Annotated in this window: 24 protein-coding genes; 16 read left to right on the top strand and 8 right to left on the bottom strand. The window is 43.2% G+C overall.

What is annotated here, in order from left to right:
• The 3 genes from HOO90_RS06990 to HOO90_RS06980 form a co-directional block, all read right to left on the bottom strand.
• Window positions 1-1001, bottom strand: a 1001-nt coding sequence (locus tag HOO90_RS06990; RefSeq protein WP_292841345.1) for a cbb3-type cytochrome c oxidase subunit I, incomplete at its 3' end; no start/stop codon positions are given.
• 285 nt (window positions 1002-1286) lie between these two features.
• Entirely contained in the window at window positions 1287-2660 is a 1374-nt protein-coding gene (locus tag HOO90_RS06985; protein ID WP_292841342.1) for a sigma-54 dependent transcriptional regulator, read from the bottom strand.
• Window positions 2661-2701: 41 nt separating this feature from the next.
• Window positions 2702-4402: a sensor histidine kinase gene (locus HOO90_RS06980; protein ID WP_292841339.1), complete on the bottom strand. Its 1701-nt coding sequence runs from the start codon at window positions 4400-4402 to the stop codon at window positions 2702-2704.
• A 145-nt stretch (window positions 4403-4547) separates the two neighbouring features.
• Here HOO90_RS06980 and HOO90_RS06975 point away from each other — a divergent pair, with 145 nt between their 5' ends.
• From HOO90_RS06975 to HOO90_RS06910, 14 genes are all read left to right on the top strand, one after another.
• Window positions 4548-5537: a hypothetical protein gene (locus tag HOO90_RS06975; RefSeq protein ID WP_292841336.1), complete on the top strand. Its 990-nt coding sequence runs from the start codon at window positions 4548-4550 to the stop codon at window positions 5535-5537.
• Window positions 5538-5601: 64 nt separating this feature from the next.
• A complete protein-coding gene (locus HOO90_RS06970) occupies window positions 5602-6030 on the top strand; it encodes a hypothetical protein (RefSeq protein ID WP_292841333.1) in 429 nt (142 codons plus the stop codon).
• A 246-nt stretch (window positions 6031-6276) separates the two neighbouring features.
• Window positions 6277-6930: a thermostable hemolysin gene (locus HOO90_RS06965; protein ID WP_292841330.1), complete on the top strand. Its 654-nt coding sequence runs from the start codon at window positions 6277-6279 to the stop codon at window positions 6928-6930.
• 14 nt (window positions 6931-6944) lie between these two features.
• A complete protein-coding gene (locus tag HOO90_RS06960) occupies window positions 6945-8498 on the top strand; it encodes an AMP-binding protein (RefSeq protein WP_292841327.1) in 1554 nt (517 codons plus the stop codon).
• Window positions 8470-9165 carry an iron-containing redox enzyme family protein gene (locus tag HOO90_RS06955; RefSeq protein ID WP_292841324.1) on the top strand — a complete coding sequence of 232 codons (696 nt, stop codon included), beginning with the start codon at window positions 8470-8472 and terminating at the stop codon, window positions 9163-9165. Before HOO90_RS06960 ends, HOO90_RS06955 begins: the two co-directional genes overlap by 29 nt.
• The gene (locus tag HOO90_RS06950; RefSeq protein WP_292841321.1) at window positions 9162-9995 is read left to right on the top strand and encodes an SDR family oxidoreductase; all 834 of its coding nucleotides are present in this window, start codon (window positions 9162-9164) and stop codon (window positions 9993-9995) included. Before HOO90_RS06955 ends, HOO90_RS06950 begins: the two co-directional genes overlap by 4 nt.
• A gap of 50 nt (window positions 9996-10045) precedes the next feature.
• Complete coding sequence (locus HOO90_RS06945; protein ID WP_292841318.1) at window positions 10046-10687, top strand: tetratricopeptide repeat protein; 642 nt, start codon at window positions 10046-10048, stop codon at window positions 10685-10687.
• A 237-nt stretch (window positions 10688-10924) separates the two neighbouring features.
• Window positions 10925-12391, top strand: a complete 1467-nt coding sequence (locus HOO90_RS06940; protein WP_292841315.1) for an ABC transporter substrate-binding protein — start codon at window positions 10925-10927, stop codon at window positions 12389-12391.
• Window positions 12381-12860 carry a L,D-transpeptidase gene (locus HOO90_RS06935; RefSeq protein ID WP_292841360.1) on the top strand — a complete coding sequence of 160 codons (480 nt, stop codon included), beginning with the start codon at window positions 12381-12383 and terminating at the stop codon, window positions 12858-12860. Before HOO90_RS06940 ends, HOO90_RS06935 begins: the two co-directional genes overlap by 11 nt.
• A gap of 17 nt (window positions 12861-12877) precedes the next feature.
• Window positions 12878-13792, top strand: a complete 915-nt coding sequence (gene nikB, locus HOO90_RS06930; RefSeq protein WP_292841312.1) for a nickel ABC transporter permease — start codon at window positions 12878-12880, stop codon at window positions 13790-13792.
• Between the two features lie 2 nt (window positions 13793-13794).
• Complete coding sequence (locus HOO90_RS06925; RefSeq protein WP_292841309.1) at window positions 13795-14586, top strand: ABC transporter permease; 792 nt, start codon at window positions 13795-13797, stop codon at window positions 14584-14586.
• A 48-nt stretch (window positions 14587-14634) separates the two neighbouring features.
• Window positions 14635-15681: a beta-N-acetylhexosaminidase gene (nagZ, locus tag HOO90_RS06920; RefSeq protein ID WP_292841306.1), complete on the top strand. Its 1047-nt coding sequence runs from the start codon at window positions 14635-14637 to the stop codon at window positions 15679-15681.
• A gap of 27 nt (window positions 15682-15708) precedes the next feature.
• Window positions 15709-17115: a hypothetical protein gene (locus tag HOO90_RS06915; protein WP_292841303.1), complete on the top strand. Its 1407-nt coding sequence runs from the start codon at window positions 15709-15711 to the stop codon at window positions 17113-17115.
• A gap of 101 nt (window positions 17116-17216) precedes the next feature.
• Window positions 17217-17909 carry a Bax inhibitor-1 family protein gene (locus HOO90_RS06910; protein WP_292841300.1) on the top strand — a complete coding sequence of 231 codons (693 nt, stop codon included), beginning with the start codon at window positions 17217-17219 and terminating at the stop codon, window positions 17907-17909.
• Window positions 17910-17960: 51 nt separating this feature from the next.
• Here HOO90_RS06910 and tadA read toward each other — a convergent pair whose 3' ends face one another.
• From tadA to HOO90_RS06885, 5 genes are all read right to left on the bottom strand, one after another.
• Window positions 17961-18470: a tRNA adenosine(34) deaminase TadA gene (tadA, locus tag HOO90_RS06905; RefSeq protein WP_292841298.1), complete on the bottom strand. Its 510-nt coding sequence runs from the start codon at window positions 18468-18470 to the stop codon at window positions 17961-17963.
• The gene (locus HOO90_RS06900; RefSeq protein ID WP_292841296.1) at window positions 18467-20488 is read right to left on the bottom strand and encodes a DUF3488 and transglutaminase-like domain-containing protein; all 2022 of its coding nucleotides are present in this window, start codon (window positions 20486-20488) and stop codon (window positions 18467-18469) included. The genes tadA and HOO90_RS06900 overlap by 4 nt, the downstream gene beginning before the upstream one ends.
• The gene (locus tag HOO90_RS06895; RefSeq protein ID WP_292841294.1) at window positions 20488-21453 is read right to left on the bottom strand and encodes a DUF58 domain-containing protein; all 966 of its coding nucleotides are present in this window, start codon (window positions 21451-21453) and stop codon (window positions 20488-20490) included. Before HOO90_RS06895 ends, HOO90_RS06900 begins: the two co-directional genes overlap by 1 nt.
• Before the next feature lie 41 nt (window positions 21454-21494).
• The gene (locus tag HOO90_RS06890; protein WP_292841292.1) at window positions 21495-22403 is read right to left on the bottom strand and encodes an AAA family ATPase; all 909 of its coding nucleotides are present in this window, start codon (window positions 22401-22403) and stop codon (window positions 21495-21497) included.
• Between the two features lie 301 nt (window positions 22404-22704).
• The gene (locus HOO90_RS06885) at window positions 22705-23607 is read right to left on the bottom strand and encodes a LysR substrate-binding domain-containing protein (RefSeq protein WP_292841289.1); all 903 of its coding nucleotides are present in this window, start codon (window positions 23605-23607) and stop codon (window positions 22705-22707) included.
• A gap of 297 nt (window positions 23608-23904) precedes the next feature.
• Here HOO90_RS06885 and HOO90_RS06880 point away from each other — a divergent pair, with 297 nt between their 5' ends.
• Window positions 23905-24630, top strand: coding sequence for a pirin family protein (locus HOO90_RS06880; RefSeq protein ID WP_292841357.1), 726 nt, complete (start codon window positions 23905-23907; stop codon window positions 24628-24630).
• A 107-nt stretch (window positions 24631-24737) separates the two neighbouring features.
• Complete coding sequence (locus HOO90_RS06875; protein ID WP_292841286.1) at window positions 24738-25343, top strand: YceI family protein; 606 nt, start codon at window positions 24738-24740, stop codon at window positions 25341-25343.
• Window positions 25344-25444: the final 101 nt, after the last annotated feature.

The following is a 25444-nucleotide window of genomic DNA, read 5'->3' as shown; positions in this document are numbered from 1 at the left end:
ACGGTTTTAATTGCCATCATTGGGCCTTCAAATGTACTCATGCCGTAGAAAGACAGTGAAACAATCAAGAAGCGCAAGATTGGGTCAGTACGTAATTTGTGCCATGCGCCAGACATTGTCATGATACCGTTGATCATACCGCCCCAGCTTGGCCCTAATAGAATCAATGAGAACACCATGCCTAAAGATTGTGTCCAGTCAGGCAACGCTGTGTAATGTAAGTGGTGCGGACCCGCCCACATGTAGGTAAAAATTAATGCCCAAAAGTGCACAATAGACAAGCTGTAAGAGTAAACAGGGCGACCCGCTTGTTTAGGTACGAAGTAGTACATCATGCCCAAGAAACCAGCAGTTAAGAAGAAACCAACTGCATTATGACCATACCACCATTGCACCATCGCATCTTGCACGCCAGCATAAGCGGAGTAAGACTTCATAAAACCAGCAGGAATCGCCGCACTATTCACAATGTGCAATAAAGCAACTGTCAAGATAAACGCACCTAAGAACCAGTTGGCTACATAAATGTGTTTAATGTTACGTTTAGCGATTGTACCGAAGAACACAATTGCATATGAAACCCAAACTACCGCAATAAGTAAGTCGATTGGCCATTCCAATTCAGCGTATTCTTTACCTTGCGTGAAGCCTAAAGGTAAGGAAACTGCCGCTGAAAGAATCACCAGTTGCCAACCCCAAAAAGTAAAGGAGGCCAGCTTCGGAAGAAACAAGCTGGTTTGGCAAGTACGCTGTACGATGTAGTAAGAAGTTGCGAATAAAGTACATCCGCCAAATGCAAAAATCACTGCATTAGTATGAAGTGGACGTAAACGGCCAAAACTTGTCCACGGTAAGCCGAGATTTAGTTCGGGCCAGACAAGTTGTGCGGCAATAATGACGCCGACCAACATGCCTACCACGCCCCAAACCACGGCCATGATTGAAAATTGCCGTATAACACCATCGCAATACGTGGTTGATTGAGTTTTTAGATCTTGCATTTGGTTCCCCCATAGCATTTATTGATAATTCTTTGTGAGTTTCACACGCGACATTCTGTCGCACCTAGCTCATGTCTTAATTGATTTATATCAAGCGATAAGCAAAATGCGCATTATTTTCTGTTAAAACATTCAGTGTGGTTGGAGCGCATTAAACGAAAATGGTTGCTTTGAAGCGCCTAATTTTACAGGATTTACTTAGGACTGACATCTGAAATTCAATGTCTTTTTATATAAATATTTAGAATCTTTTCTTAAAGAATTCTAGGCGATGCAAAAAGATGCCTATTCGTTATTTGTTAGCTGGTAGCGGCTGAGTTTGTACCATAGCGTACGCTCGCTAATGTTCAGTAGTTTGGCCGCGCGGCTTTTATTGTCATTGGCTTGCATAAGGGCTTCGGTAATCAGATTTATTTCCAAAGTTTGCACAGCATCTGGTAATGAAAGTGATTCTGGAATTTCGTTCCCGTCAACAGTCTTAATTATTTGGCGGGCTGAAATGTTATTTGCATCGTGCATATCTGCAGGTAAATGTTGCGTTTGAATGAGGTGTCCGCCACAAACAATCGCAGCTCGCTCCAGCACGTTTTCTAGCTCACGTACATTGCCTGGCCAAGCGTAGGTTTGCAATACATGCATCGCACTATCGTCAATGCTGATGTTACGTTTTTTTAGAAAATTACCAGACAGCATGGCAATATCGTTTAATCGTTCACGCAATGGTGGCAAATCAATGCGGAATACATTCAGCCGATAATATAAGTCTTCGCGCAACTTACCGTCTTTAATCGCCTGCAGCGGGTCACGGTTGGTTGCCGCTACAATTCGGATATCCACGTTGAGTGGGCGGTTGCTCCCTAGCCGTTCAATGCTACCTTCTTGCAGCGCCCGCAGCAGCTTGGCTTGTAGGGAGATTGGCATTTCTGTGATTTCGTCCAAAAATAACGTACCGCCATCCGCGAGCTCAAATTTACCTACACGTTCTTTAACAGCACCGGTAAAAGCGCCACGTTCGTGGCCGAACAATTCAGATTCGAGCATCTCAGAAGGAATCGCAGCGCAATTGACAGCAACAAAAAGTGCATCCTTTCTCAGTGATTGTTGATGAATGGCCCTCGCCACCAGCTCTTTTCCAGTGCCAGTTTCGCCTGCGACTAATACAGTGGCTCTTTCTTTAGCCACTTGTGAAATTGCTTCATGCACTTTCAAAATCGCCGAACTGGAGCCAATGAGCCGCTTACTATCTTGATCAATTTCTTCACGTAAAAATTGATTTTCAATTTTTAATCGTGTAACAGACAGCGCTCTGCTAATGGCTATTTCCAGCGTCTCTAAATCAAATGGTCGTAAAATATAATCCGAAGCGCCAAGTTTCATCGCTTGTACAGCCGAACTGATTTCGCCTTGAGCTGTGACGATGATGGTGGGCGTACCGATATTTTCTGCTTGCATCGCTTCGAGCAGTTTTAAGCCGTCCATCACTGGCATGTGTAAGTCGCTGACGACTAAATCGATATTGTTTTCGCGTAATTGGGTAAGCGCATCTCGCCCATTCTCTGCCACTATCGGCTCGTAACCAGCTTGACGTAAGCTAATTTCGAGCAAACGGCGCATGTGCGGTTCATCGTCCACTGCGAGGATGCGTTTTTTCTGATTCATTGTAAGTAAAGTTTCAATTTATAGCGCTTTGCTAATTAATTTTAATCGCTAGTATAAATGGGTAAGTGCAGTCTAAACTCTGCACCACCCAACAAAGCGCTTCGGTGAACGCTTATATTACCATGGTGTGCCATTACAATCTGTTTGACGATGGCTAAGCCCAAGCCGATGCCACCACTGCGTTTTGAAAAAAACGGTTCGAATACCTCACTGCGCTGCTCATCAGGAATACCGTGGCCATTGTCTGCCACAACGATGAATGCCTGATTATTGGCAGTGCTCACGCGCAATAAAATTTTGCCGCCTTCAGGTAATACTTGGATAGCATTCAGCAATAAATTTAGTAACACTTGCTTAATCTGCTCTGAATCGCAAAGTACAGTGGCATTTTCACTTGCCTCACAAGTCAGTTCAATCTGTTTTTGATCGGCCTGTATGCGCAACATTGCGACACATTGCTGAGCCAGTTCTGCGATATTGGTTGATTTAAACTCAGGTAGCCGCGGTTTAGCAGAATTGATGAGCGCTGAGACTAATTTATTCAAACGTTCTGTTTCACTAATAATAAAGCCGCAGACCTCTCGACCTTCTGCGCTTATTTTAGGTTCACGCAACAGTACTTGGGCTGAAGAGCGCAGTATGCCTAATGGTGTACGTATTTCGTGACTCATTGCGGCGGCCATTTCACCGACGACGGCAAGTTTCGCAGCACGGGTCAGATTTTCTTTTGAGCGCTCAAGGTCTTCAATCATTTTGCTAAACGCGTTAGAAAGTGCGGTGATCTCTAAAGGCTCAATTAAATTTTTCACATCAGTTTTAGCGTTTATTCCATTTCTGGACGCAATTGTATTATTTTGGTCGCGAATAAAGTTGTTGGCAAACATGGTTAAATTACTGAGTGGTTTGCTCAATGTTTTCGCGATGGGAATAGCAATTAAGCTGGCTAGTGCTATGGTCGCAATCAATAAACCGAGGAAAATATAGGCCATGCGCCGAATAGGCGCTAATGCATCCGAGCGATGCTGGCTAATTATCACCTGCCAGGTGAATCCATTAAAACCTTGATAACCGCTCGATTTCGAGGTGGTTGAAATATTGTCGGATGCCTGTACGTCTGGCCAGCTTTTTGTTTTTGAAATAATGACATGATTGCTATCAAATAGCGCTGCACCGCGTCTGCCAGAAACGGCACTTTCTAGAATGCTACTAATTTGTTGCCAGTTGAAGGCGGCGACCAGTGTGCCGAGTTTACTGCCATCAAACATGTCTTTAATTTCGGTTGAAATAAGCAATTGATTGTTGGCGACTGGCGCGAGTTGAAGGGTGTTGCTTTGAATTTTTGTTGTAAGCCATGCCGTGTTGTTATTGCGTGGCTTTCCTATCGCGCTACTATCGCTTGAGGCTATTACTAAGCCTTGCTTGTCGAGTACATAGAGTTCATTGTAAATATTGTGGTAGCTATTTTTTAAGTCGCTTAAAAATTTTGACAACCGCTTATCGACATCACCGATTCGCGTATCCTGCATGATTTCCAACTGGCTCCATGAAGCTGTATTATGCAAGCGCTCAAACAGGATACGGTCAATTTCATCTACGGTAGCCGTGGCGTGTGTTTGGGTATCATGTTTAATTTCGGTGATTAAGGCGCTACGCGCTTCAAAAAATGCCAGACCCGTCACTAACGTGACGGGCAGTAAGCCTACTAGCAAAAATGCTGTGAGCAAAAGATGACGTATTGGCATGGCTTTCCGTAACATCTGATTTAATGCGAGAATGAAGACATGGTAGGTTGTAGTAAAATATAGTTTAAAGTAATTCGCTGAAAATTTAATGAATTGAGTAAACTGGAATGATAACCCGATGTTAGCTCTTAGATACGGAGAAGTTATGCGCAAATCACTGTTATTTTTTACCAGTGTCGCCATTGCTTTGCTATTTGGTTGTGCGCAGGCGGCTGAGACAAGCGACACGTCGATATGGAATGATTTTAAGCTGGGTGGATATTCTAGTGCAGGCTTTAATGTTCATCCTGGCGGGCGCGTCGATGGTGCATTGGATGAGATTAGTCTTATACTCAGCTGGGAGAACAATAGCAGTTTTCGTTTTTTCTCAGAACTTGAATTAGAGCGACCGATTACCTTTAATAAAGGTCACTCAGCAGAGAAAGACTTTTATTTTGATTTAGAACGTTTGTACGTAGACTACAACTTGTCAGAAAAGGCAAACCTGCGTGCAGGACGATTTTTAAATCCCGTTGGCCGATGGAACACCTTGCATGCGGCTCCTTTGGTATGGACCGCCTCGCGACCACTTGCTACCAGCCGTTTATTCCCAATGTACAACAATGGATTGATGTTTTACGGCGCAGTGCCGCTTACTAACAATGCCTTAGAGTACAACCTCTATATTGAAGCTTTAAAAGATCAGCACGAAGATAAAGGGGAGATTGTATTTAGAGATACAAAAGGTGCCCGTTTTGCCTGGTTAGGTAAGTTTAATATTGGACTTTCGTTGCTGGAATTTCGTGAAAAGCTTCCGAATAACGCAGAGTTTCATCTGTTAGGACTGGATTTTCTGGTTCATCAAAATGGCTGGGAATTTAGCGGCGAAGCCTTTCAGCGCTATACCAATCAATATGGCGATGGCGGAAATGGGGCTTATTTGCAGGCCGTTGCACCTTTAGGCCATCAATGGTTTGCAATCGCCCGTGCTGAGAGTTTTAAGCGACCAGCAGAAGGCTCGAGTGAGCGTTGGTTGTTAGGCACCGCTTGGCGTATGACCCCCCATAAAGTTCTAAAAATAGAGTACGTGGACGGCGATGAAGAGCGCTTGGGCTCGCCTAGAGGTTTACTTGCTTCGTTCGCAATCTTGTTTTAATACTTAGCTGATAATGCGAAAACGCTTATTTTTAATTTACTGTTTGACTGTGCTGTGGCTGAGCATGGTCGCAGAAGTTAATGCGGAAGTGGTTGCTGTGATTGTGCCGCAAGGCCATACTGTTCGCCAAATCAGTAGCAGTGAGCTTGCATTGATATTTTGGCGCAAAAAGCTCTATTGGGCGGATGGTAAACGTGTTCAAGCCTTGAATTACTCGTCAAGTAGCCCGTTAAGGCAGCAATTTTCACTGACTATTTTAAAGAGTGAGCCTGAAACACAATCTGACTATTGGAATGGCTTATATTTCCACGGTGTTTCGCCACCCTACGTGGTTAGCTCACAGGAAGCCATGCTACGATTTGTAGCTGATACGCCAGGGGCTATTGGTTATATTGATGCGTGTAAACTTGATGGCCGCGTTAAGGCGATTGCGTGGATAACCGTAAATCAGAATGTACTGAATGCTGCACCAGAATTAAACTGTCCTGATTAGTCTTACCAGAATAATCCCCTTCCCAAAAAACACTTAAGCAGTAATCCTACAAAAATTGCAGGCAATGCAATATTTATTCTGCAAATATTGCAATCATTTCAATATTTAAACAGTGTTAGTCTAAGAATCCTAAGCACCTAAAATTTATAACCAAATGATTTTTAATGGTTATATTCTTCTTCTTGCGCATATTGATTGTTGGCATAGTCTTTGCAGAGCATTAAGTATTCATACGGGAGTGACTTAATGCAACTTATGCAGCAAATCAATGATTTGAATCTTCAAGATTCATCCATAGCTAAGCCTTTAGCGGTCAATAAAGTCGCCGACATCCATTTGCATGGGCCACAATCTCTGACGACTGCCGTTTCAGATACTAACGCCCCTGACAGGCAAGAACTGGAAGATTTTGTTCGCCATACGTTTAGGCGCGCCCACCAGGCAGAGGTTAATCACTTTATGCCTAAGTTAATGAGTGTGCGTGATGCCAGTGGAAATTTATTAGCTGTTTGCGGTCTACGTCATGCGGATCAAGAGAAATTGTTTTTAGAGGCCTACCTCGATGCGCCAATCGAACAACTTTTATCGCAACGTAATGCCAGCGATATTTCACGTGATGCGATTTTGGAGGTTGGAAATCTAGCCGTTGCTGACCCCATTAACGTAAGAAGTTTACTTGCCAGTATTAGTCTGTATTTGCATAGCACCCAGGCGGAGTGGGCGGTATTTACTGGCATTGCGGTATTACGTAACTCACTAACTAAACTCAATATGAATTTGCAGTTTCTGGGTGAGGCTAGTATTAATCGAATTCCAAAACATGAGCATGCCGCTTGGGGTACTTATTACAATGAGCGTCCGCAAGTATTGGCTATTCGTCGTATGCAGCCAATTTTATAATAAAAGGATAATCATTGAATCCTGAAAAAAACTCGATATTGACTGCGATTAAGCAGTTTGCGGGCAAAACCCCGCATAAAATTGCATTGCAAGGCAGTGTTCACGAATCTATAAGCTATGCCGATTTGCCTGCGGCAATAGAATTAGTAGGCTATCGATTAAGCCGTGCTAACGTTAGCGTGCTAGGCATTGCCATGGAAAATTCACCCGCATGGGCAATCGTCGATTTGGCGGCTATGCAGTTAAAAATGCCTGTGGTACCTTTGCCAGGGTTCTTTTCTGCCGAACAGACCGTGCATGCTATTCATGATGCTGGTGTGAATGTGGTTTTAAGTGATCAGCCCATTTTATTTAGGCAGTTGCTCACCTCAGTAGGCGAAAAAATAGAGTTGGAAAAGCAATATCTGATTGGTGAAAAAGTCCTGACAGAATTTACTTTAGCAATCGAAAAAGCAATCGAATTGCCCATTGGTACGGCTAAAATTACCTACACATCTGGCACCACAGGTAAACCAAAAGGTGTTTGTCTAAGTTCCGCTTCATTAAATCAGGTAGCGTTGTCTTTATTAACGGCAACTCGCGCAAAACCAACTGATCGGCATTTAAGTATTTTGCCGCTTTCAACCTTACTGGAAAATGTCGCAGGTTTATATGTGCCGCTTTTAGCTGGTGCAACGACTACTTTGATGTCATCTGCACAGGTTGGATTGACTGGCGCTACGGGCTTAAATGTTGCTACCATGATGGCTGCATTGAGCTTAAATGAAACAAAAGCCTCAACAACAGTACTGACGCCTGAATTGGTAAATGCCTTGGTGAGTGCGTTTGAAGCTGGTTATCCAAAGCCACCTTATTTGAGGTTTGTTGCAGTGGGCGGCGCTTCTGTATCACCACAATTGCTTAATCGCGCAATTGCCGTGGGTTTTCCTGTGTATGAAGGCTATGGCTTGTCGGAGTGTACTTCTGTGGTTGCGCTTAATGCGCAAGGTAATAATCGAGTTGGTAGTGTGGGTAAACCTTTGCCGCACGTGGCGCTTAAATTTGCAGAGGATGGTGAGATTTTGGTAAAAGGAGCATGCTTACTTGGCTATGCGGGCGATAACGATAATGAACAGTCAAACCAATACTTTCCAACGGGCGATATTGGGCATTTGGACGCGGATGGGTATTTGTACATTACCGCGCGTAAAAAGAATCAGTTTATCACCTCATTTGGTCGCAATGTAGCACCAGAGTGGGTGGAGCGTGAACTTACCTTGCTGCCTAGCATTGCGCAGGCCGCTGTATTTGGTGAAGCTAGACCTTGGAATGTTGCGGTTATCTTACCTGCAAAAAATGCAACGCCCACAGATATTGAAAAAAGCCTTGCCGAAGCAAATAAAACCCTGCCCGACTATGCTCGCGTCACACAATGGATATTGGCTGAGGCACCATTTACGCCACAAAACAATCAATTAACGGCTAACGGCCGCCTGCGCCGTGATGCTATCTGGCAACAATACCAGCAAAGTGTTGATGCAAAATATAAGGAAAGAAGTTATGTCGTTTTATCAAACCTTATTAACTGAAACCGCAAAAGAGCGGGAAGTATTATTTAATTTACCCATCATCAAAGCTGGCGCCACAGGGCAAGTCAGCCTGCCTGCTTACGTTGCATTTTTAACCGAAGCCTATCATCACGTAAAACATACCGTGCCGTTATTGATGCTATGCGGTGCAAAATTACCAGAACATTATGAATGGCTGCGCGAAGCGGTGGCAGAGTATATTGAAGAAGAGTTAGGTCATCAGGAATGGATACTCAATGATATTCAGGCCTGTGGCGCCGACGCGGAGGCGGTGCGTCATGGACAGCCAGGGCTTGCTACAGAAATAATGGTAGCTTATGCTTATGATATGATTAATCGTATCAATCCACTCGGTTTTTTTGGTATGGTATTAGTGCTGGAAGGCACGAGTGTAGCACTGGCTACCCAAGCAGGGGCTTCATTACAAACAAATCTTGGCCTGGGAAATAAAGCTTTTAGTTATTTAACTTCACATGGCGCGCTAGACGTAGGACACACCGACTTTTATGAAGGTTTGGTGAATAAGATTGAAAATGAAAAAGAACGCGCCTTATTGATACGCAGTGCTAAAAACTTTTACAAACTCTACGGTGATATTTTTCGAGAATTGGGCGATCGTTATCTCCCTGCGAATTCAGTGCCAAATTCACCGCAGGTTGCCGTATGAATCTAAATGGTAAACGAATTTTATTAACGGGTGCGGGTGGCGGCATTGGACAGCCTTTGGCGTTGGCTTTGTCAAAAAAAGGTGCTAAGTTGGCATTGGTTGACCGTGACCAGCCGCGTATCAAAGCCTTGTGTGACAAAATTAATAAAATTGGTGGCATAGGAGGTACTGGCGGTGTAGCGGTTGCCGTGGTTTCTGATTTTCAGGTGACCGATGCTGTTGTTAATCCGGCACAAACCGTGGTGGATTTAGCCATAAGCTTACTGGGTGGTGTTGATATATTAATTAATGGCGCAGGCATTATTGATTTTACTTTATTTGAAAATCAAAGTTTGGCACGTATTGCGCAAATGATGCACATTAATGCGATTGTGCCGATTCAACTCACGCGCGCGTTGCTACCAAGTTTGTTAGTACAAAACGGTGGTCAAATTGTCAATATCGGTTCCATTTTTGGCTCAATCGGCTTTCCGCATTACGCCACGTATAGCGCCAGTAAGTTTGCCTTACGCGGCTTTTCACAAGCACTCAGACGCGAACTGGCCGATACGGATATTGGTGTAACTTACATTGCACCACGCGCGATTAATACGCCCATGAATGACCAACTGGCTTCAGAAATGCTTGCTAAAACGAAAACTGCAATGGATGAGCCGCAAGTAGTTGTAGACGAAATAATTAAAGCGATAGAAGCAGAAAAACAAGAGCATTACATTGGCCAGCCCGAGTCATTCTTTGCTTGGTTCAATGGAGTTTTACCACGGGTAGTGAGTGTGGGCTTAAAAAAACCGGCAAGAATTGCCCGAAAATTGATTTCAGGAAAAAATTAACCAAGCAGGCAGTTTAGACGATTCCGTTTAGATTAAAGAGGAGAACTTAGATGAAAAATATGATGTTGCTGTTAAGTTTTATTGCACTAGCAAGCTCCGCATTTGCGGATGATAAATTAGATGCAGAAATTGCACAGATACAACACGAATGGGCAAAAGCTAATTATCAAACGCCTAAAGACGCCCAAGAAGATGCCTTTAAATTGTTGATTGAGCAAGCACACCAAATAACCGCAAATAATGCCAATGCGCCAGAGGCATTAATCTGGGAAGGCATTTCGAATAGTGGTTACGCCAAAGCCAAAGGCGGCATAGGTGCACTGAAATTTGCGGAAAAAGCCCGCGATTTATTTCTTGCGGCTGAAAAAATCAACCCAAATGCTCTGCATGGTTCAGCCTACACCAGTTTAGGTTCTCTCTATTACAAAGTACCAGGTTGGCCGATTGGTTTTGGCGACAAGAAAAAAGCACGTGCCTATTTAGAAAAAGCATTACAAGCAAACCCAACAGGCATTGACCCAAATTACTTTTACGCAGACTTTTTAAGTGAGCAGGGTGATTATGCTAAAGCTGTGGAATATTACAAAAAAGCCTTAACCGCACCAGCCAGACTTGGTCGCGAAGATGCCGATGCCGGTCGCAGAAAAGAAGCTGAAGAGGGATTGAAAGTTGCAGAGAAAAAAGTGAAATAAACAACTTTAAACTGACGGTAATTTTATATAACAATTTTCTTGATTCTAGTTTTAATCGCTTGGTGTAAGCTTTAATCGTTAGTGTTTAAGTTACTACTGTTGTAAAAGTGTTGTGGTGTAAGTCACGTTAGCCCCCTTCTAGCGTGACTTTTATTTTTTGCCGTTAAATACGATTTAGAAATAAATTCATTTCGACTAAACGTCTAAATCGCCCATAATCGAGTAAACTTAAGTGCTATGAAGGCATTGAATGTTCTAGCGCAATTTTGTTTGGTTATATTAGGGTTGAGTATCAGTTCTTGTACTCAACAAACGCCATCCGTCTCAGTATCAAAAGAAATCGTTTTTGCGATTGGGCAAATGCCTTTGAATTTAGACCCACGCTATGCTACAGATGCCGCATCTGAGCGTGTAAATCGTGTGGTTTATCAGAGTTTGGTCGATTATGATGCACAATCAAAACCCGCGCCAAGTTTGGCAAATTGGGTTGAAGTCAGCCCAACAGTATATAGATTTACCTTAAATAAAAATCGTGCGTCATTTCACAATCAAGCATCGCTTACTGCAGATGATGTGAAGGCCACCTACGATTCTTTTGTGAATTTAAAAGATTCGCCTAACACAGCAGAATTTGCCAATGTTAAAAATATCACTGTTGTCGATAATGACACGGTTGAGTTTCAGCTTAATCAAGCAGACAAGCACTTTCCAGCCAAATTGATTATTGGCATATTGCCTGCAAAGTTGATTGCTGAAAATTATGATTTTTCTCATGCACCGATAGGCAGCGGCGCGTTAAAATTTGTGGCTTGGCAGAATAAATTAACTTTGCAACGTGTTAACGACGGGCAGAAAATCAGTTTAATTGAAGTAAAAGACCCCACAGTCCGAGTACTCAAGCTACTACATGGAGAAGTGGATTTATTGCAAGGTGAATTACCACCTGAGCTAGTGAAATATCTGCAAACAAAGCCAGAGGTAATAGTGAAAACTAGCATAGGTGCTAATTTCTCATATCTTGGCTTAAATTTTAAAGACCCTGCTCTTCAAAATATTAAAGTCAGGCAAGCCATCGCCCACGCCATAGACCGCAAGCAAATCATCGCAAAAGCGATGATTGAACATAGCCGTGAAGCGGACATGATTTTGCCTCCAGAGCATTATACGAATCAGGAAAATGAAGCATCACCGTCTAATGACTACAACCCTGCTTTAGCAAAACAATTGTTACAAGAAGCAGGCGTTAAGCTACCGCTTAAGCTCGTGTATAAAACCTCGACAGATGCCCAGCGCGTGCGCTTCGCCACCATATTGCAAGCACAAATGACTAAAGCAGGTATCGATCTTGAAATTCGCAGTTTAGATTGGGGTACGTTTTTTGCAGACGTGAAGCAAGGTAACTTTCAATTGTATGGCCTCACCTGGGTGGGCATTAAAACCCCTGAAATTTACAGAAAAGCTTTTGGCTCACAAAGCATACCACCTAATGGCTTTAACCGCGGTCGATACGCAGATGCGGAACTGGATGCACTTATAACTGAAGAAAACTGGCAAGGCGCAACAGCGCGTATAAGCCAGCAATTACCATATGTGCCGCTGTGGTATGAAGGCCAGTTTGCCGCTATGCGCAAAGGTATCAGCAATTACAACGCAAAATTGGATGGCAATTGGGATGATTTGGGTACAATTAGCTATGCGCATTGAAATCTCAATCACTAATCAAACCTTAACGCTTTTCGACAACTTCGGCGGCGTAAAGGCTAAATACATCATATCTACTGCTGCAAATGGCGTCGGATGTGAGAAAAACAGCGGTTGTACGCCATTAGGTGAGCATATTATTCGCGCTAAGATTGGGGCTGATGCAGAGCCAAATACCGTATTTGTTGGGCGCAGGCCGACAGGTGAAATCTGTACACCTGAGTTGATGGCGGAGTTTCCAAAGCGTGATTGGATTTTGACGCGTATTTTGTGGTTGTCGGGCAAAGAGGTAGGCAAAAATCGCTTGGGAAATTTGGATACTATGCAGCGCTACATTTATATTCACGGCACGCCAGATAGCGTTGAGATTGGAAAAATTGGCTCGCATGGTTGTGTGCGTATGCGCAACAGCGAGATGATAGCGTTGTTTGATTTGGTAGAAGTCGGTACACCTGTGCTGATTTCGGAATAATAAGTTAAGGTGGTTTTGTGTTTTTATTAAAAAAACTATCTAATTTCGCCATCGTAATATTCGGTGTACTAATACTCACATTTTTGCTGATTCATCTTGTACCGGGCGACCCCGTGGAAGTGATGTTGGGAGAATCTGCAAGTACAGCAGATCGCGCGCAATTGCGTACTGATTTAGGGTTAGACCAACCACTTATTCAACAATTTGGCAGTTATTTAGCTAAGTTATCACATGGTGATTTGGGTAATTCTATACACACTAAAACGCCGATTATTGAAACGATTAAAGCGCGCTATCCGGCCACGGTAAAACTGGCATTGTTGGCCTTGTTGATTGGTATTTGCATCGGCGTGCCCATGGGTATTTATGCGGCACTTAAGGCAAATCATTGGCAAGATATTGTCGTGACGCTCGTATCTGTTCGTCTCTCAGCCATGCCTGCTTTTTGGCTTGGACCAATGTTGATGTTGATATTTGCCGTATGGCTCGGCTGGTTACCTGTAAGCGGTATGGATTCAAAGGCTTCAATTATCTTGCCAGCTTTGACTTTAGGTTTTGGCTTAAGCGCGATTCTCACGCGCATGACGCGTACTAGTCTGCTTGAGGTGTTAAATGATGATTATATTCGCACCGCGCGTGCCAAAGGGTTAACAGAACGCGCCGTGATTTTGCGCCATGCTTTACGTGCTGCTTTGCTACCGATTATCACTATTGTTGGCTTGCAAATGGGTAGTTTGTTAGCTGGCACGGTCATTACCGAAACGATTTTTTCGTGGGATGGCATCGGTCGATTGTTGGTTGAGAGCATTGAAAAGCGCGATTACCCTGTCACGCAAGCTTGCGTACTGATTGTGGCTTTGAGTTATGTGTTGGTGAATCTTATTACTGATTTGCTATATAGATTTGCCGATCCTCGTGTGAAATTGGCCTAAAAGTGAAAAAATTCGCTTCCTCCATTTTAATATTTTGGCTACTAGCAGTTGTTGTTGGACGTGCGTTGCAACTGAACCCGAATTCTATAGATTTGAATGCAATTCTTAGTTCGCCCAATTTTTCATATCTTCTAGGTGCCGATGATTTAGGGCGTAGCATTTTGGCGCGACTCTTACGTGGAGTTGAGGTGTCGTTTGTTGTAGCGATTATAGTTACTGGAATTACCATGCTGGTTGGCGTTTGCGTGGGTTTATTGGCTGGTTTTTATGGCGGAAAAATAGACCGCGCACTGATGCAAATTACCGATGTGTTTTTAGCCTTTCCTGGCATTTTGCTCGCTATCGCATTTTCTGCCGTTTTGGGCCCTGGCCTGGTGAATTTGATGATTGCATTAAGTATTACCGGTTGGGTGAGTTATGCAAGGCTTACGCGGGGACAGGCGCTTGGCTTGCGCAATCGTCAGCATGTATTAGCTGCTGAGTCGCTAGGTGCTAGTGTACCGCGCATGATATTTAGGCATATTCTGCCATTACTCACCTCAATTTTGGTGGTAGAAGCGACTTATAGTTTAGCCAGTGTGATGATTGCCGAGGCGAGTCTTTCGTTTTTGGGTTTGGGCATACAAGCCCCTAATGCCTCTTGGGGGGCGATGCTGCGCGATGGCGTGCGTTACATGCTAATTGCCCCGCATTATGTGTTAATTGTTGGATTAAGCTTGATGAGTTTGATATTAGCGATTAACCTAGGCGGCGATTATTTGCGCGATAAACTAGACGTAAGAACGGAAAAGTAAGTGATTAAGTTAAAATTGTCAGTTGTTTCATAGGATTAAAGGTAAAGCATGAGTCTAGGTCCCATTATGTTGGATGTTGTTGGTACTGAGCTAACATCGGAAGATATACGTCGTTTGCAACATCCATTGGTAGGTGGCGTGATTTTATTTAAGCGTAACTATGAAAATAACGCACAATTAGATGCCCTGACAGCCAGTATCCATGCGGTTCGCCAGCCACCCCTTTTAATCGCGGTTGACCATGAAGGCGGGCGCGTACAACGTTTTAGAGAAGGCTTCACCAAAATTCCGCCGATGCGAGAATTTGGCAAAATTTGGGATGTTAATCCGAAAAAAGCCAAAGAGCTCGCTACCGAAGCGGGATGGATTCTAGCAGCAGAGCTACGTGCGCACGGCATTGATTTTAGCTTTACACCAGTATTGGATATGGATTACGGCGATAGTTTGGTGATTGGCGATAGGGCGTTTCACTTAAAGCCGCAAGCCATTAATGATTTAGCCTTCGCACTCATGCAAGGCTTGAAAAAAGGCGGCATGGCGGCAGTCGGTAAGCATTTTCCAGGCCACGGCTTTGTGGTGGCTGATTCGCATGTAAGCATGCCCGTGGACGATCGAGAGTTTGACCAAATCGCGCAAAATGACATGCAGCCTTTTAGAATGCTGATTGATGATGGCATTCAGGCGATTATGCCTGCTCATGTGATTTATTCTAAAGTGGATGATCAGCCAGCGGGCTTTTCACCTAAATGGCTGCAAAAAGTGCTGAGAGAACGCTTAGGGTTTAACGGTGTTATTTTTAGTGATGATTTAAGTATGGAAGCTGCAACCGCAGGTGGCGATGTCACAACTCGCGCTTTGACCGCTTTAAATGCAGGTTGCGACATGGTGCTACTATGTAATCAACCTGAAATGGCCGATGAGTTGCTGGTGAATCTCAAATGGACGATTTCAGCGCAAAGCATTGCAAGGCTCGCGCGCATGCATGGGCAAAAACACCCACCAAGCTTGGATAAGCTACATGAAACCGCCGAGTTTGTAAAAGCAGTACATCAAGTAGCGCAAGTGGGCGTGGTGGAAGGCGAGTTGTTTGCCTAATTTGCGTGTATTTAGATGGGAAATTAAGTGAAGTTTTCTGCGTTATTGTGGGTATATATTAGATGGATATTTTTCATCTCATTAGCATTATTTGTAAGTTTGGTTCTAATTAACGCATTTGATGAAGACTTAAGGCCTGAAGCTCAAGCAGCTCTTAACTGGCAAAGCCCTGCAAATATGCTTGTCGATAACGGCTTTGTAATTTTATTGGGGCTAGACGCTCCAATCAATGAGGATGCGTTGCAAGTTGGCACTCGACGTTATCAAGAAGAACTTGGACGTTATCGCACCTTGCTTAAGACGCATGTTGAGCCAACTATTTCATCGGAGCCGTCAGCAGATAAAATAAATTCCCCCATTGACTTAGCTGATGCAAAGTGGAAAATTTTTTACTGTGATTATGAGAAGAAACAAAGCTGTGTGGATTTTTATCGCACTTTAACCACCCAAGAAGTTGCTTTGTTTTATGCTTCCCAGCGACCGCTCGAAGCTCGATTTAACACTATTAAGCAGAGTAAACATTATACAGAGGCAATGCCGCCGATGATTTCTGGATATATTCCAAAATACTCCAATTTAACCGCAGCTTCAGAGTTGGCGCGAATGAAGGCTGTTAGATTAATTACAAGCGGCAATATGGATGCGGGCGTTGCAGAATTTGTTGAAAATGCGACGTTTTCACGTAAGCTGATGATGAACGCTAATAGCCTAGTGGCTAGGATGATTGCCGTGGCAATGGTGCAAAAAGATATGCGCATTTTAAGTGAGCTAATCACGCAATATCCAGCAATTGCGGTAGATTTTAATGCGCAGTTGCTACCGATTACCAGCACGATTTCATCATTTGAATTTAGTTTTGCAAAGCCCTTTCAGCATGAGCGCAATATGACGCTACAAGTGATGTATCAACTCAAATTTCAAGTGACCAAAAAATCAAATTGGTTTAATAAATTTATAGCGTATGTGATTTTTAAGCAGAATGCGACCGTGAATTTATTTTACGATTGGTGGCAAGTGAACTTGGACTTACTTCAAGCAGGTCCGCAGAATCAGCTTGAAGGGAAACGTGAGATACACAAACAGCAGCAAGCACTTTTAGGTTTTGGCTATGCACCGTATTATCTGAAAAATCCAATAGGTAAAATATTGGTGTCGGTGGCTACACCTGAATATAGTAATTATGTTGAGCGGCAATATGATTTGGAAGGCCAAATTCAGTTGCTTGCTTTGCAAATTGCAATGAGCCGACAATATCTGAAGGATGAAAATGCTGAGTCACAAATAACTTCATTACTTGACGCATATCCAAATCCTTATACTGGCAAGGCAATGCGTTATGATAGAAAAAAACATCAAATTGTGTTTGAGGGTCACCAAGTATCTAGGGCTAATTTTGGCAAGAGTCTTACCTACCAATTTGAACTAAGTCATTGAAGAAAATATATTGCTGTTACAATTTACTACTTGAAACTTATTGGCTTAGCCGTTATCTTAGTTACATTGCCTTCAGGCAAATTTTTTAAGAGGAATTAAAAATGTCAGATGATATTCAAGTATTAGGTCGTGAAAGTACGGCTTTATCTACACAAAACAAGGTATTGCGTAATACTTACGCACTTTTAGGCTTAACCATGATTCCAACGGTGATTGGTGCCATGGTTGGTATTAATTTGAATTTTGCCTGGATGATGGCAACAAGTCCGATACTGATGTTTTTTGGTATTTTTGCTGCTGTTTACGGTATGACTTGGCTGATTGCTAAAAACGCCAATAATGCCGCTGGTGTTTGGTTGCTATTCGGCTTTACTTTTATTATGGGTTTGTTGTTAGGCCCAATTTTGCAACATGCTTTGCATTTAAGTAATGGCGCGCAGCTCATTGGCTTGGCTGCAGGGGGAACGGCGATTTCGTTTCTGACGCTTGCTGCAATTGGCTCAAACACAAAACACGACTTTAGCTATTTAGGTAAGTTTTTAACCATTGGTATCGTATTAGTGATTTTGGCGATTTTAGCTAACTTCTTCTTCCAGATTCCAGCATTGTCATTAACGATTTCATCGGTGGTGGTTTTGCTAATGGCCGGATTTATTCTTTACGAAATCAACCAAGTAGTGCGTGGTGGTCAAACTAACTACATTCTGGCAACAATGAGTATTTACATCAGTTTGCACAATATGTTTACTCACTTGCTGAGCTTGTTAATGTCTTTAATGGGTAGTAATGATTAATCCATGAACGATTCATAGTCATTTTACAAGAACCCGCTTAGGCGGGTTTTTTTATTGGCTGGAATTCGCTTTATTTTTTCTGCGCTGTTTAAAAAAATCTGACAGCACTTCTCCGCAGGTTTCAGAGAGTACGCCACCCGTAACGTTGGTATGGTGATTTAGCTTAGGCTCTGCCATTAAATTGATTGTGCTGCCACAAGCACCCGTTTTTGGATCGTTAGCGCCATAGACCAACCTTGTAATTCTGGCATGCAAAATAGCGCCACTACACATGGCACAGGGTTCTAAGGTTACGTACAAGGTGCAATCGACTAAGCGGTAATTTCTAATATTATGCGCGGCTTGCCGCATGGCGATGATTTCAGCATGGGCGCTGGGATCGTGCTTGCTAATTGGGGCGTTGCTACCACGCCCAATAATTTTTCCATCTTTTACGACAATTGCGCCGACCGGCACTTCACCTGCATGTGCGGCAAGTTCGGCTTGCCGCAGGGCTTCTTGCATATAAGCTTCGTCAGTGGACTGATTGTCATTGGCGAGATTACTAGAGTGCGTATTCATGTTAATGTTAATTTCTTGATTAATTGTTTCAGTAACTGCAAGGCCGCATGATTATCAATACGGTTTTCTTTGGTTTTCGTTGTTGTAGGTTTCGCATACTGAATTGAAGAGTATAAAGCCGAAATGACTTCGATTTCGCTTGAATGCTTGGGTAGTTGTTGCGCGGCACGTTTGCCAAAATCAATAACGCCTTCATGCTGAAATTTGTTAACACCTACATGCGAAAGTTTTTTTAGAAATTTTAGGTAAGCTTTCTTTACTGGGTCAGTGATAACAACTGTATTGCGTAATAAAATATAGCTGATTAGTAGCATAAGCACGATAATCACCGCCATTAAGATGAGGCCGATGTCGGCCCATGCGATGTCTCGATGCAGTAGCGATTTAAGTAGCGCTAATTGTTTTTGTTGGTCGTAACCTAATACCCATTGATTCCAGCCATTATTTACCGCATCCCAATTGAGATAGAGTTTTTTTAGCATAGGGTAATCTTGCCGCGATAACAGTGGCAATAAATCAGAATCCGAAAGTGCAGTGCTAATACCAGATTCTATGCGGCTAGGCGCAACAGCTGACGTGGGGTCTACACGCACCCAGCCTTGGTCTTGTAGCCAGACTTCTGCCCAAGCATGGGCGTCGGATTGGCGAATGATTAAATAATTGCCACTCGGATTGAGTTCGCCTCCTTGATAACCAGTAACGATACGGGCTGGAACGCCTGCAGCGCGCATTAGGTAAACGAAACTACTGGCATAATGCTCGCAAAAGCCGCGTTTGGTGTTAAATAAAAAATCATCCACTGGCTGATTGCCTAATAGCGGCGGCGCCAAAGTGTAGATAAAGGGCTGATCCCTAAACATTATTAAAGCGGCCTGAATAATTTCTACGTGAGACTTTTGCTGGTTTACCCAAGTATTCGCTAATTGACGCGTTTTAGGATTCTCATCCTCAATCAGTTGTAAAGCGAGGCTGCGTTCATGGTCACCTAATTTACTGGCGAGTTTGTATTGCAAATAGGCGCGGCCTTCGTAGCGTATACGGGTGCGAACAGGCTGTTTGGAAACGACCTGCCGATCGTGCTTTATTGTGGCGTCTTCTGGAAGAGTATCGGGTGGATTTGTATCTTGTAGATCCAGCATTAACAGCCAATTGCGGTTGTGTGGTTCTAGGGTGATGATGTAGTTGCTAGTCTCACCAAATGTTTCTAAGGATTCTGTAGGAAGATTGATTTTATCGCTGGTCATGGTCCAGCGACGGCCTTCTTGATGCCAGAGTACTGGCCCGCGCCAGTATAATTGGTTATTTGCTGGAATAGTCGATTTAAACTCTGCACGAAACGCCACTTTGCTGGATAAGCTGAGTTGATTAATGCTTCCGGGCTCCATACTGTCAGATAAGCCAGACATCCCTCTGTAGGCGTCTTGTGGAATTCCCCAAATTGGGCCGGGAATACGCGGAAACAGTACAAACAATACCAGCATGATGGGGGTAGCTTGCATCAATAATTTTCCTGCCAATTTAGCTTCAACCCTCCAGGTTGCTGGGTGTTTTGATGAGGCGCTTTGGCGGCTTGCACTGATTAAACAAGCAGTGAGCCCAAATAATGCAAATAATATCGCCAGACACACCCAAATGGCTTGTGTGAAAAGGAGGATGTTTACAGTAAAAAAATAACTTAATAGCACCATGACGATAAAGTCACGTTTTGTTCTGGTTTCTAAAAGCTTCATTGCGATCATCACCGCCAGCAAAGCCACACTGGCATCGCGCCCAAAGAGTGAACCGTAGGTGACTAAAACCGTTATTCCACCAGCAAAGGTAAGTGGCAAACGCAACCATAACTTAGGGTAGGGCCAATTATTTTTTGCAATTAAATAACGCCAAAGAGCAAACACAGCAAAGCTGGCGGGCACCCAATTACTTAAATGAAATAGAAAAAGCGTAAAGGTGATACCAAGCGATATCAGTAACCAATGAATGGTGAATTGATTGGGCTGTAGTTTGAGCTGAGAAGTCATCACATAATTGCCAGCGCCGTTAGGCACTGATGATAATGGTTGCGGCCCGTGCTTGGCTGAATGCTTTGCTGAGGCAAGCGTAAGCCATACTTCAGCGCTTGCTTATCGGCTTCTAGAACCCAGCGCGTCAGTTGGCTAATGCGTTGTTCAAGATTACTGCCAGTAGTGGCGTTAAAATCCAGCCATAAGGTTGAAGTTGCTTCCCCTTGAAATTGTTTGACTAATAAACCTTGCTCGCGTGAAGAGGCTTTCCAATCAACACGTTTTGGGGAGTCGCCAAATTGGTAATGGCGATGCCCAGCAAAGTCCTCGTCGCCTTGTGAGCTGGATAATTGACCTGATGCACCGTCTGCATCTGCACTGGGCAGTCGTTGGCTTGGTAAGCCTGGGTTCGGGTAAATTAGGCACTGACTCTTGGTTTCAGCATAGGCCCAAACGTGGAAAAGTGATACTGGGAATTCCGTACTAAACCTGACTCTTGGCGCCGATAACCAGCCGCGTTTTTGGCTGATTAACGATAATTTAAACGAATTTTCTCCAAGTGCAGCAATGTCTTGCACATCCGATTCGCCGCCAGTAAATGACGCAAATATGTTATAGCGCGCAAAATTGTTTTCATTGGCAACAACTAGTTCAAATTGCGCTATTTCCCCAGCAAATACTGGTTTTGCACGTCGAAAAGTGATTTTTAAGTAGGCTAAATTTCGCCAAGTATGCAACATGCTAATTGTCCCCAAGCCTGCTAGTAGAAATGTCATGGCAAAACCGAGGCTGAGCGAGTAGTTAATGGAGCCGACTAATAATCCAACAAGTAATAAGCTATAGAGCCAGCCAAAGCGTGTGGGCAGTATGTAAAGATGCTTGCGACCTAATAACACCGTGGAGTTAACTGCAGTGGCGGCCCGAAACCAGGTTTTAGGCGAGCTGAGTTTGAAATCGCTGGGTAAATTTAAGCTATTTGCCATGGTGCACTTAATAATTCAGGAGCTAAAATCAATCGCAAACTTTATACGGCAACAGCTTTTAGTAACTGAGCAATATGCTCGGAGTTACTGCTAAAGGTGCTATTACTCACCAGTCTATGCCCTGCCACACTGGGCAATATGGCTTGTACGTCTTCGGGAATCACATGGTCGCGGCCTGCTAACATAGCCCATGCCTGTGCGCTTTGCTTTAAGCCTAAGCCAGCACGGGGCGATAGCCCAGCGTTAAAGTGTGAAGATTGCCGCGAGTACTGCAATATTCCTTGCAGGTAATCAAGCAGGCTGTCTGAAACATATATTTCCTGACTTGCAGTTTGTAAGCTTTGTAATTGTTTGTGGTCTATAGCCGCACTAATTTTTTTAAGCTGGTCGCGTCCGCCATTGCTTTGTAGTAGTTTTCGTTCGGAAGCCGTATCTGGGTAATTTAGAGTAATCCGCATTAAAAAGCGATCTAACTGCGATTCTGGCAGCGCAAAAGTTCCGATTTGAGAGCTTGGATTTTGTGTGGCAATTACAAAAAATGGCTGAGGGAGCGCGTAAGTGGACGCATCAATGGTGACTTGTGCTTCTTCCATTACTTCGAGTAAGGCACTTTGCGTTTTGGGTGTGGCGCGATTAATTTCATCAGCCAGTAAAACGTTGGTAAACACTGGGCCGGGATGAAATTTAAAATTTGCGGTGTTTCTGTCATAAACAGAAACACCCAGTACATCGGCGGGCAGAAGGTCGCTTGTGAATTGTACGCGTTGAAATTGTAGCCCCAGCACCTGTGCCAGCGTGTGCGCTAGCGTGGTTTTTCCCATGCCAGGTAAATCTTCTATCAGTAAATGGCCTTTTGCTAAAAGGCAGGCCAGTGCGAGTTTTATCTGTAATTCTTTGCCTAAAATAATTTCATTGGCTTTGGCAATAATTTCATCTGTAATATTTTTCATGTTCTTGTATATTTTTAAAATGAAATTAAGATGATACAGATAAAATTTAGACCGTTGGCTGTTTTTGCAAAGGATAGACTAGTGCGCACGCATTAAGGTTAAACTGAGTTAATTTAAATGTGCTGTGCAAGCTTCACGCCAGCAGTAGAAATCATTTGGGTATAGGGAAATTGTGTGATGCCAGAACAACCATTTATGGCTGTTCTGGGAATTCAGGGAGGGAAAGCGAAATTGCTAGAATTGATTAATTTGAACAGACTTGATTACTTGACCTAGTTTTTATTACATTAACTAGGCCCGATTACATTAATAAGTCATCGAGAGTAAGTTGTTTTAATCGCTCGATTAGCCATTGTTGCGCTTTTCCACCTTTATTATGCCAGGCAAGGTAACTAGTAATTTTAGCTTTTGGCTGAGCCACCGTTTTGATGACCAACTCGCCAGTGGCTGCATGTTTTTCTGCAATATTTTTAGGTAGGTATCCAACGCCCAAACCTGCAATTTGTGCTTGTAATTTAGCAAGCATGTCCGGTACTGCAAGTACCTCTTGACCCGTGAGTATGCCAGAGTTCTTGGGTTCGCTATTGCGTGAGCTATCAGTCGCTGCAATTGCTCGATACTGCTTGATGTCACTATTTTGGAGTGGCTCTTTGAGACTAGCCAAAGGGTGATTAGCCGCTATAGCGTATTGAAATTCAAGTGTGCCAATCGGTTTGGTTGAATAGCTACCGCCCTGAGGGCCTTCATCTGGTGCGCCGATCGAAATGGCTGCACGCCCAGAAATTAAAGCATCCCAACTGCCAGCATATACTTCGCGGATAACCTTTAAGCGGGTGCCAAAACTTTGCGCGTAAAACTCATCAATAACTTTATAAAGCGCGTCCAAGGAGAATAATTCACTAATCGCAATGGTTAGCTCAGTTTCAACGCCACTGGCAATTAGTTTTACGTGAGATTCAAGCTCATGGGCGGCATTTAATAAATAGCGCCCTTCGCGGAGCAACTCAGCACCAGCTTCGGTTAGCTCGGCACGGTGGCCGCTGCGGTTGAATAATGCAACGCCTAAATCTTGTTCCAGCTTGCGCACGGTATACGTGATGGCGGAGGGAACGCGGAATAAAGACTCCGCCGCTGCAGCAAAACTTCCTTTGCTGGCAATGGCGTCTAGCACCTCTAATGATTCCAAAGAAATTTTAATTGTCATGTCGCTTATTATAATAGTTGAATCTATTAGTTGAATAGCTAATTCTTAATCAATTTTTTTGAACACTATGTGCAAAAATGAGCACTATTAGCCAATTTGCATCTCACATATAGTACTACAAGCAAGGGAGAATATCCCTATTTTTGGAGTATTTTTGGACTCTAAATGCTAGTTTAGTCAACTGTAGTTGCGAAATTTCAGTCAAATCAGTATTGGATTAAATAAACTGAACGACAAATAAAATTTTAAGAAAAGAAATTTTAAGGGATTAAAATTGTGAAGCCAACTCGCAATAATATGAAATTAAGAAAGTCCGTAGAACGAGGTTATGTCAATCATGGTTGGCTTGAGAGCTACCACACATTTTCTTTTACTGGTTATTATGATCCAGCTTATATGAGTTACTCAGTTTTACGGGTAATAAATGATGACGTGATAGCGCCTACACAAGGTTTTGGTATGCATCCACATAAGAATATGGAGATTATTACCTATATGTTACAGGGTGAATTGCGCCATGAAGACAGTCTAGGTAATACCTCTGTGATTAAAGCGGGTGACGTGCAGTGCATGACTGCGGGCAGTGGGGTTGTACACAGTGAATTTAATGCCTCCAGTACAGAAAAAGTGCATTTATTGCAAATTTGGATTTTCCCTGAGCGCAAATTATTAGAACCTAGTTATAGCGAAAATCATTTCACACTAGCGCAAAAGCAGGACCGCTGGTGCTTAGTTGTTTCGCACGATGGACGCGAAAATTCCCTGCAAATTCATCAAGATGTTTCACTGTTTGCAACGGTGTTAAGTGATGGCAATGCCTTGAATTACACTTTATTGACAGACCGCAGTGCCTACTTACAAGTGGCATCTGGCGAGGCGGAGGTCAACGGGCAGCGTTTGGTTGCAGGTGATGCATTGATGGTGGATGGCGCAAAATCTTTAAATCTACTCGGTATTCAAAATGCTGAACTGCTGTTGTTTGATCTGCCATTAGAAGGCACTGTTGATATCTTTCAACAATAATACAATTTGGCAATAATAATGAACGTACTGGTTTAAACCGTTGTCCATCTCAGTTACTATTACTTAATAGCTTGATTTTAGTAATTTTTAATTGAGAGAGGATGCTAATGAAAAAACCTTACACTAAAATAGCAAGTCTAGTCGCAAGTCTGATGTTATCAAGCCTAGCTTTCGCGAGTCCTGAAACATATAAAATCGATAATGCCCATAGTTTTGCTAATTGGACTATTCGACATGTTGCTGCCAAAGCTTCGGGTACGTTCAGTGATGTAAGCGGCAAGCTCATTATCGATCAGGATGATCTAGCCAATTCGTCTGTAGAAGCTAAAATCAATGTGTTAAGCGTGAATAGCAGTCATGCAAAACGTGATGAACATATTAAGAAAGCGGACTATTTAGATGCGGCTAAGTTTAGTGAAATTACCTTCACTAGTACAAAGGTCGTAGCTAAAAATGCTACAGAAGGGGTGTTAACTGGCAATTTCACCTTGCATGGTGTTACGAAAGAAATATCCTTTCCATTTAAATTGTTGGGCTTTGGTTCAGATCCTTGGGGTGGTTATCGTACCGGGGTAGAAGCGCACACCTTAATTAAGGCTTCCGACTACGGGTACACCTGGGCCGCAAAGGCAGGCTCGCCTGTGGGCGATGATATCGAAGTTACGCTGTTAATCGAGGGTGTGAAATTAGTTCCTGAAAAAGCAGCAAAGTAAAATAAACTCCGTTATACGTTCTACAAGTAAAAATTAGTTACCTATAAATTAAGCAAGCGTTTAAAAGCGAAGCTTAATGAAAATTACATCACGCAATCTAC

It is taken from the genome of Methylotenera sp. (assembly GCF_013141425.1).
In the GTDB taxonomy this organism is placed as follows: Bacteria; Pseudomonadota; Gammaproteobacteria; order Burkholderiales; family Methylophilaceae; genus Methylotenera.
This window is presented reverse-complemented; position numbering and strand designations above follow the sequence as displayed.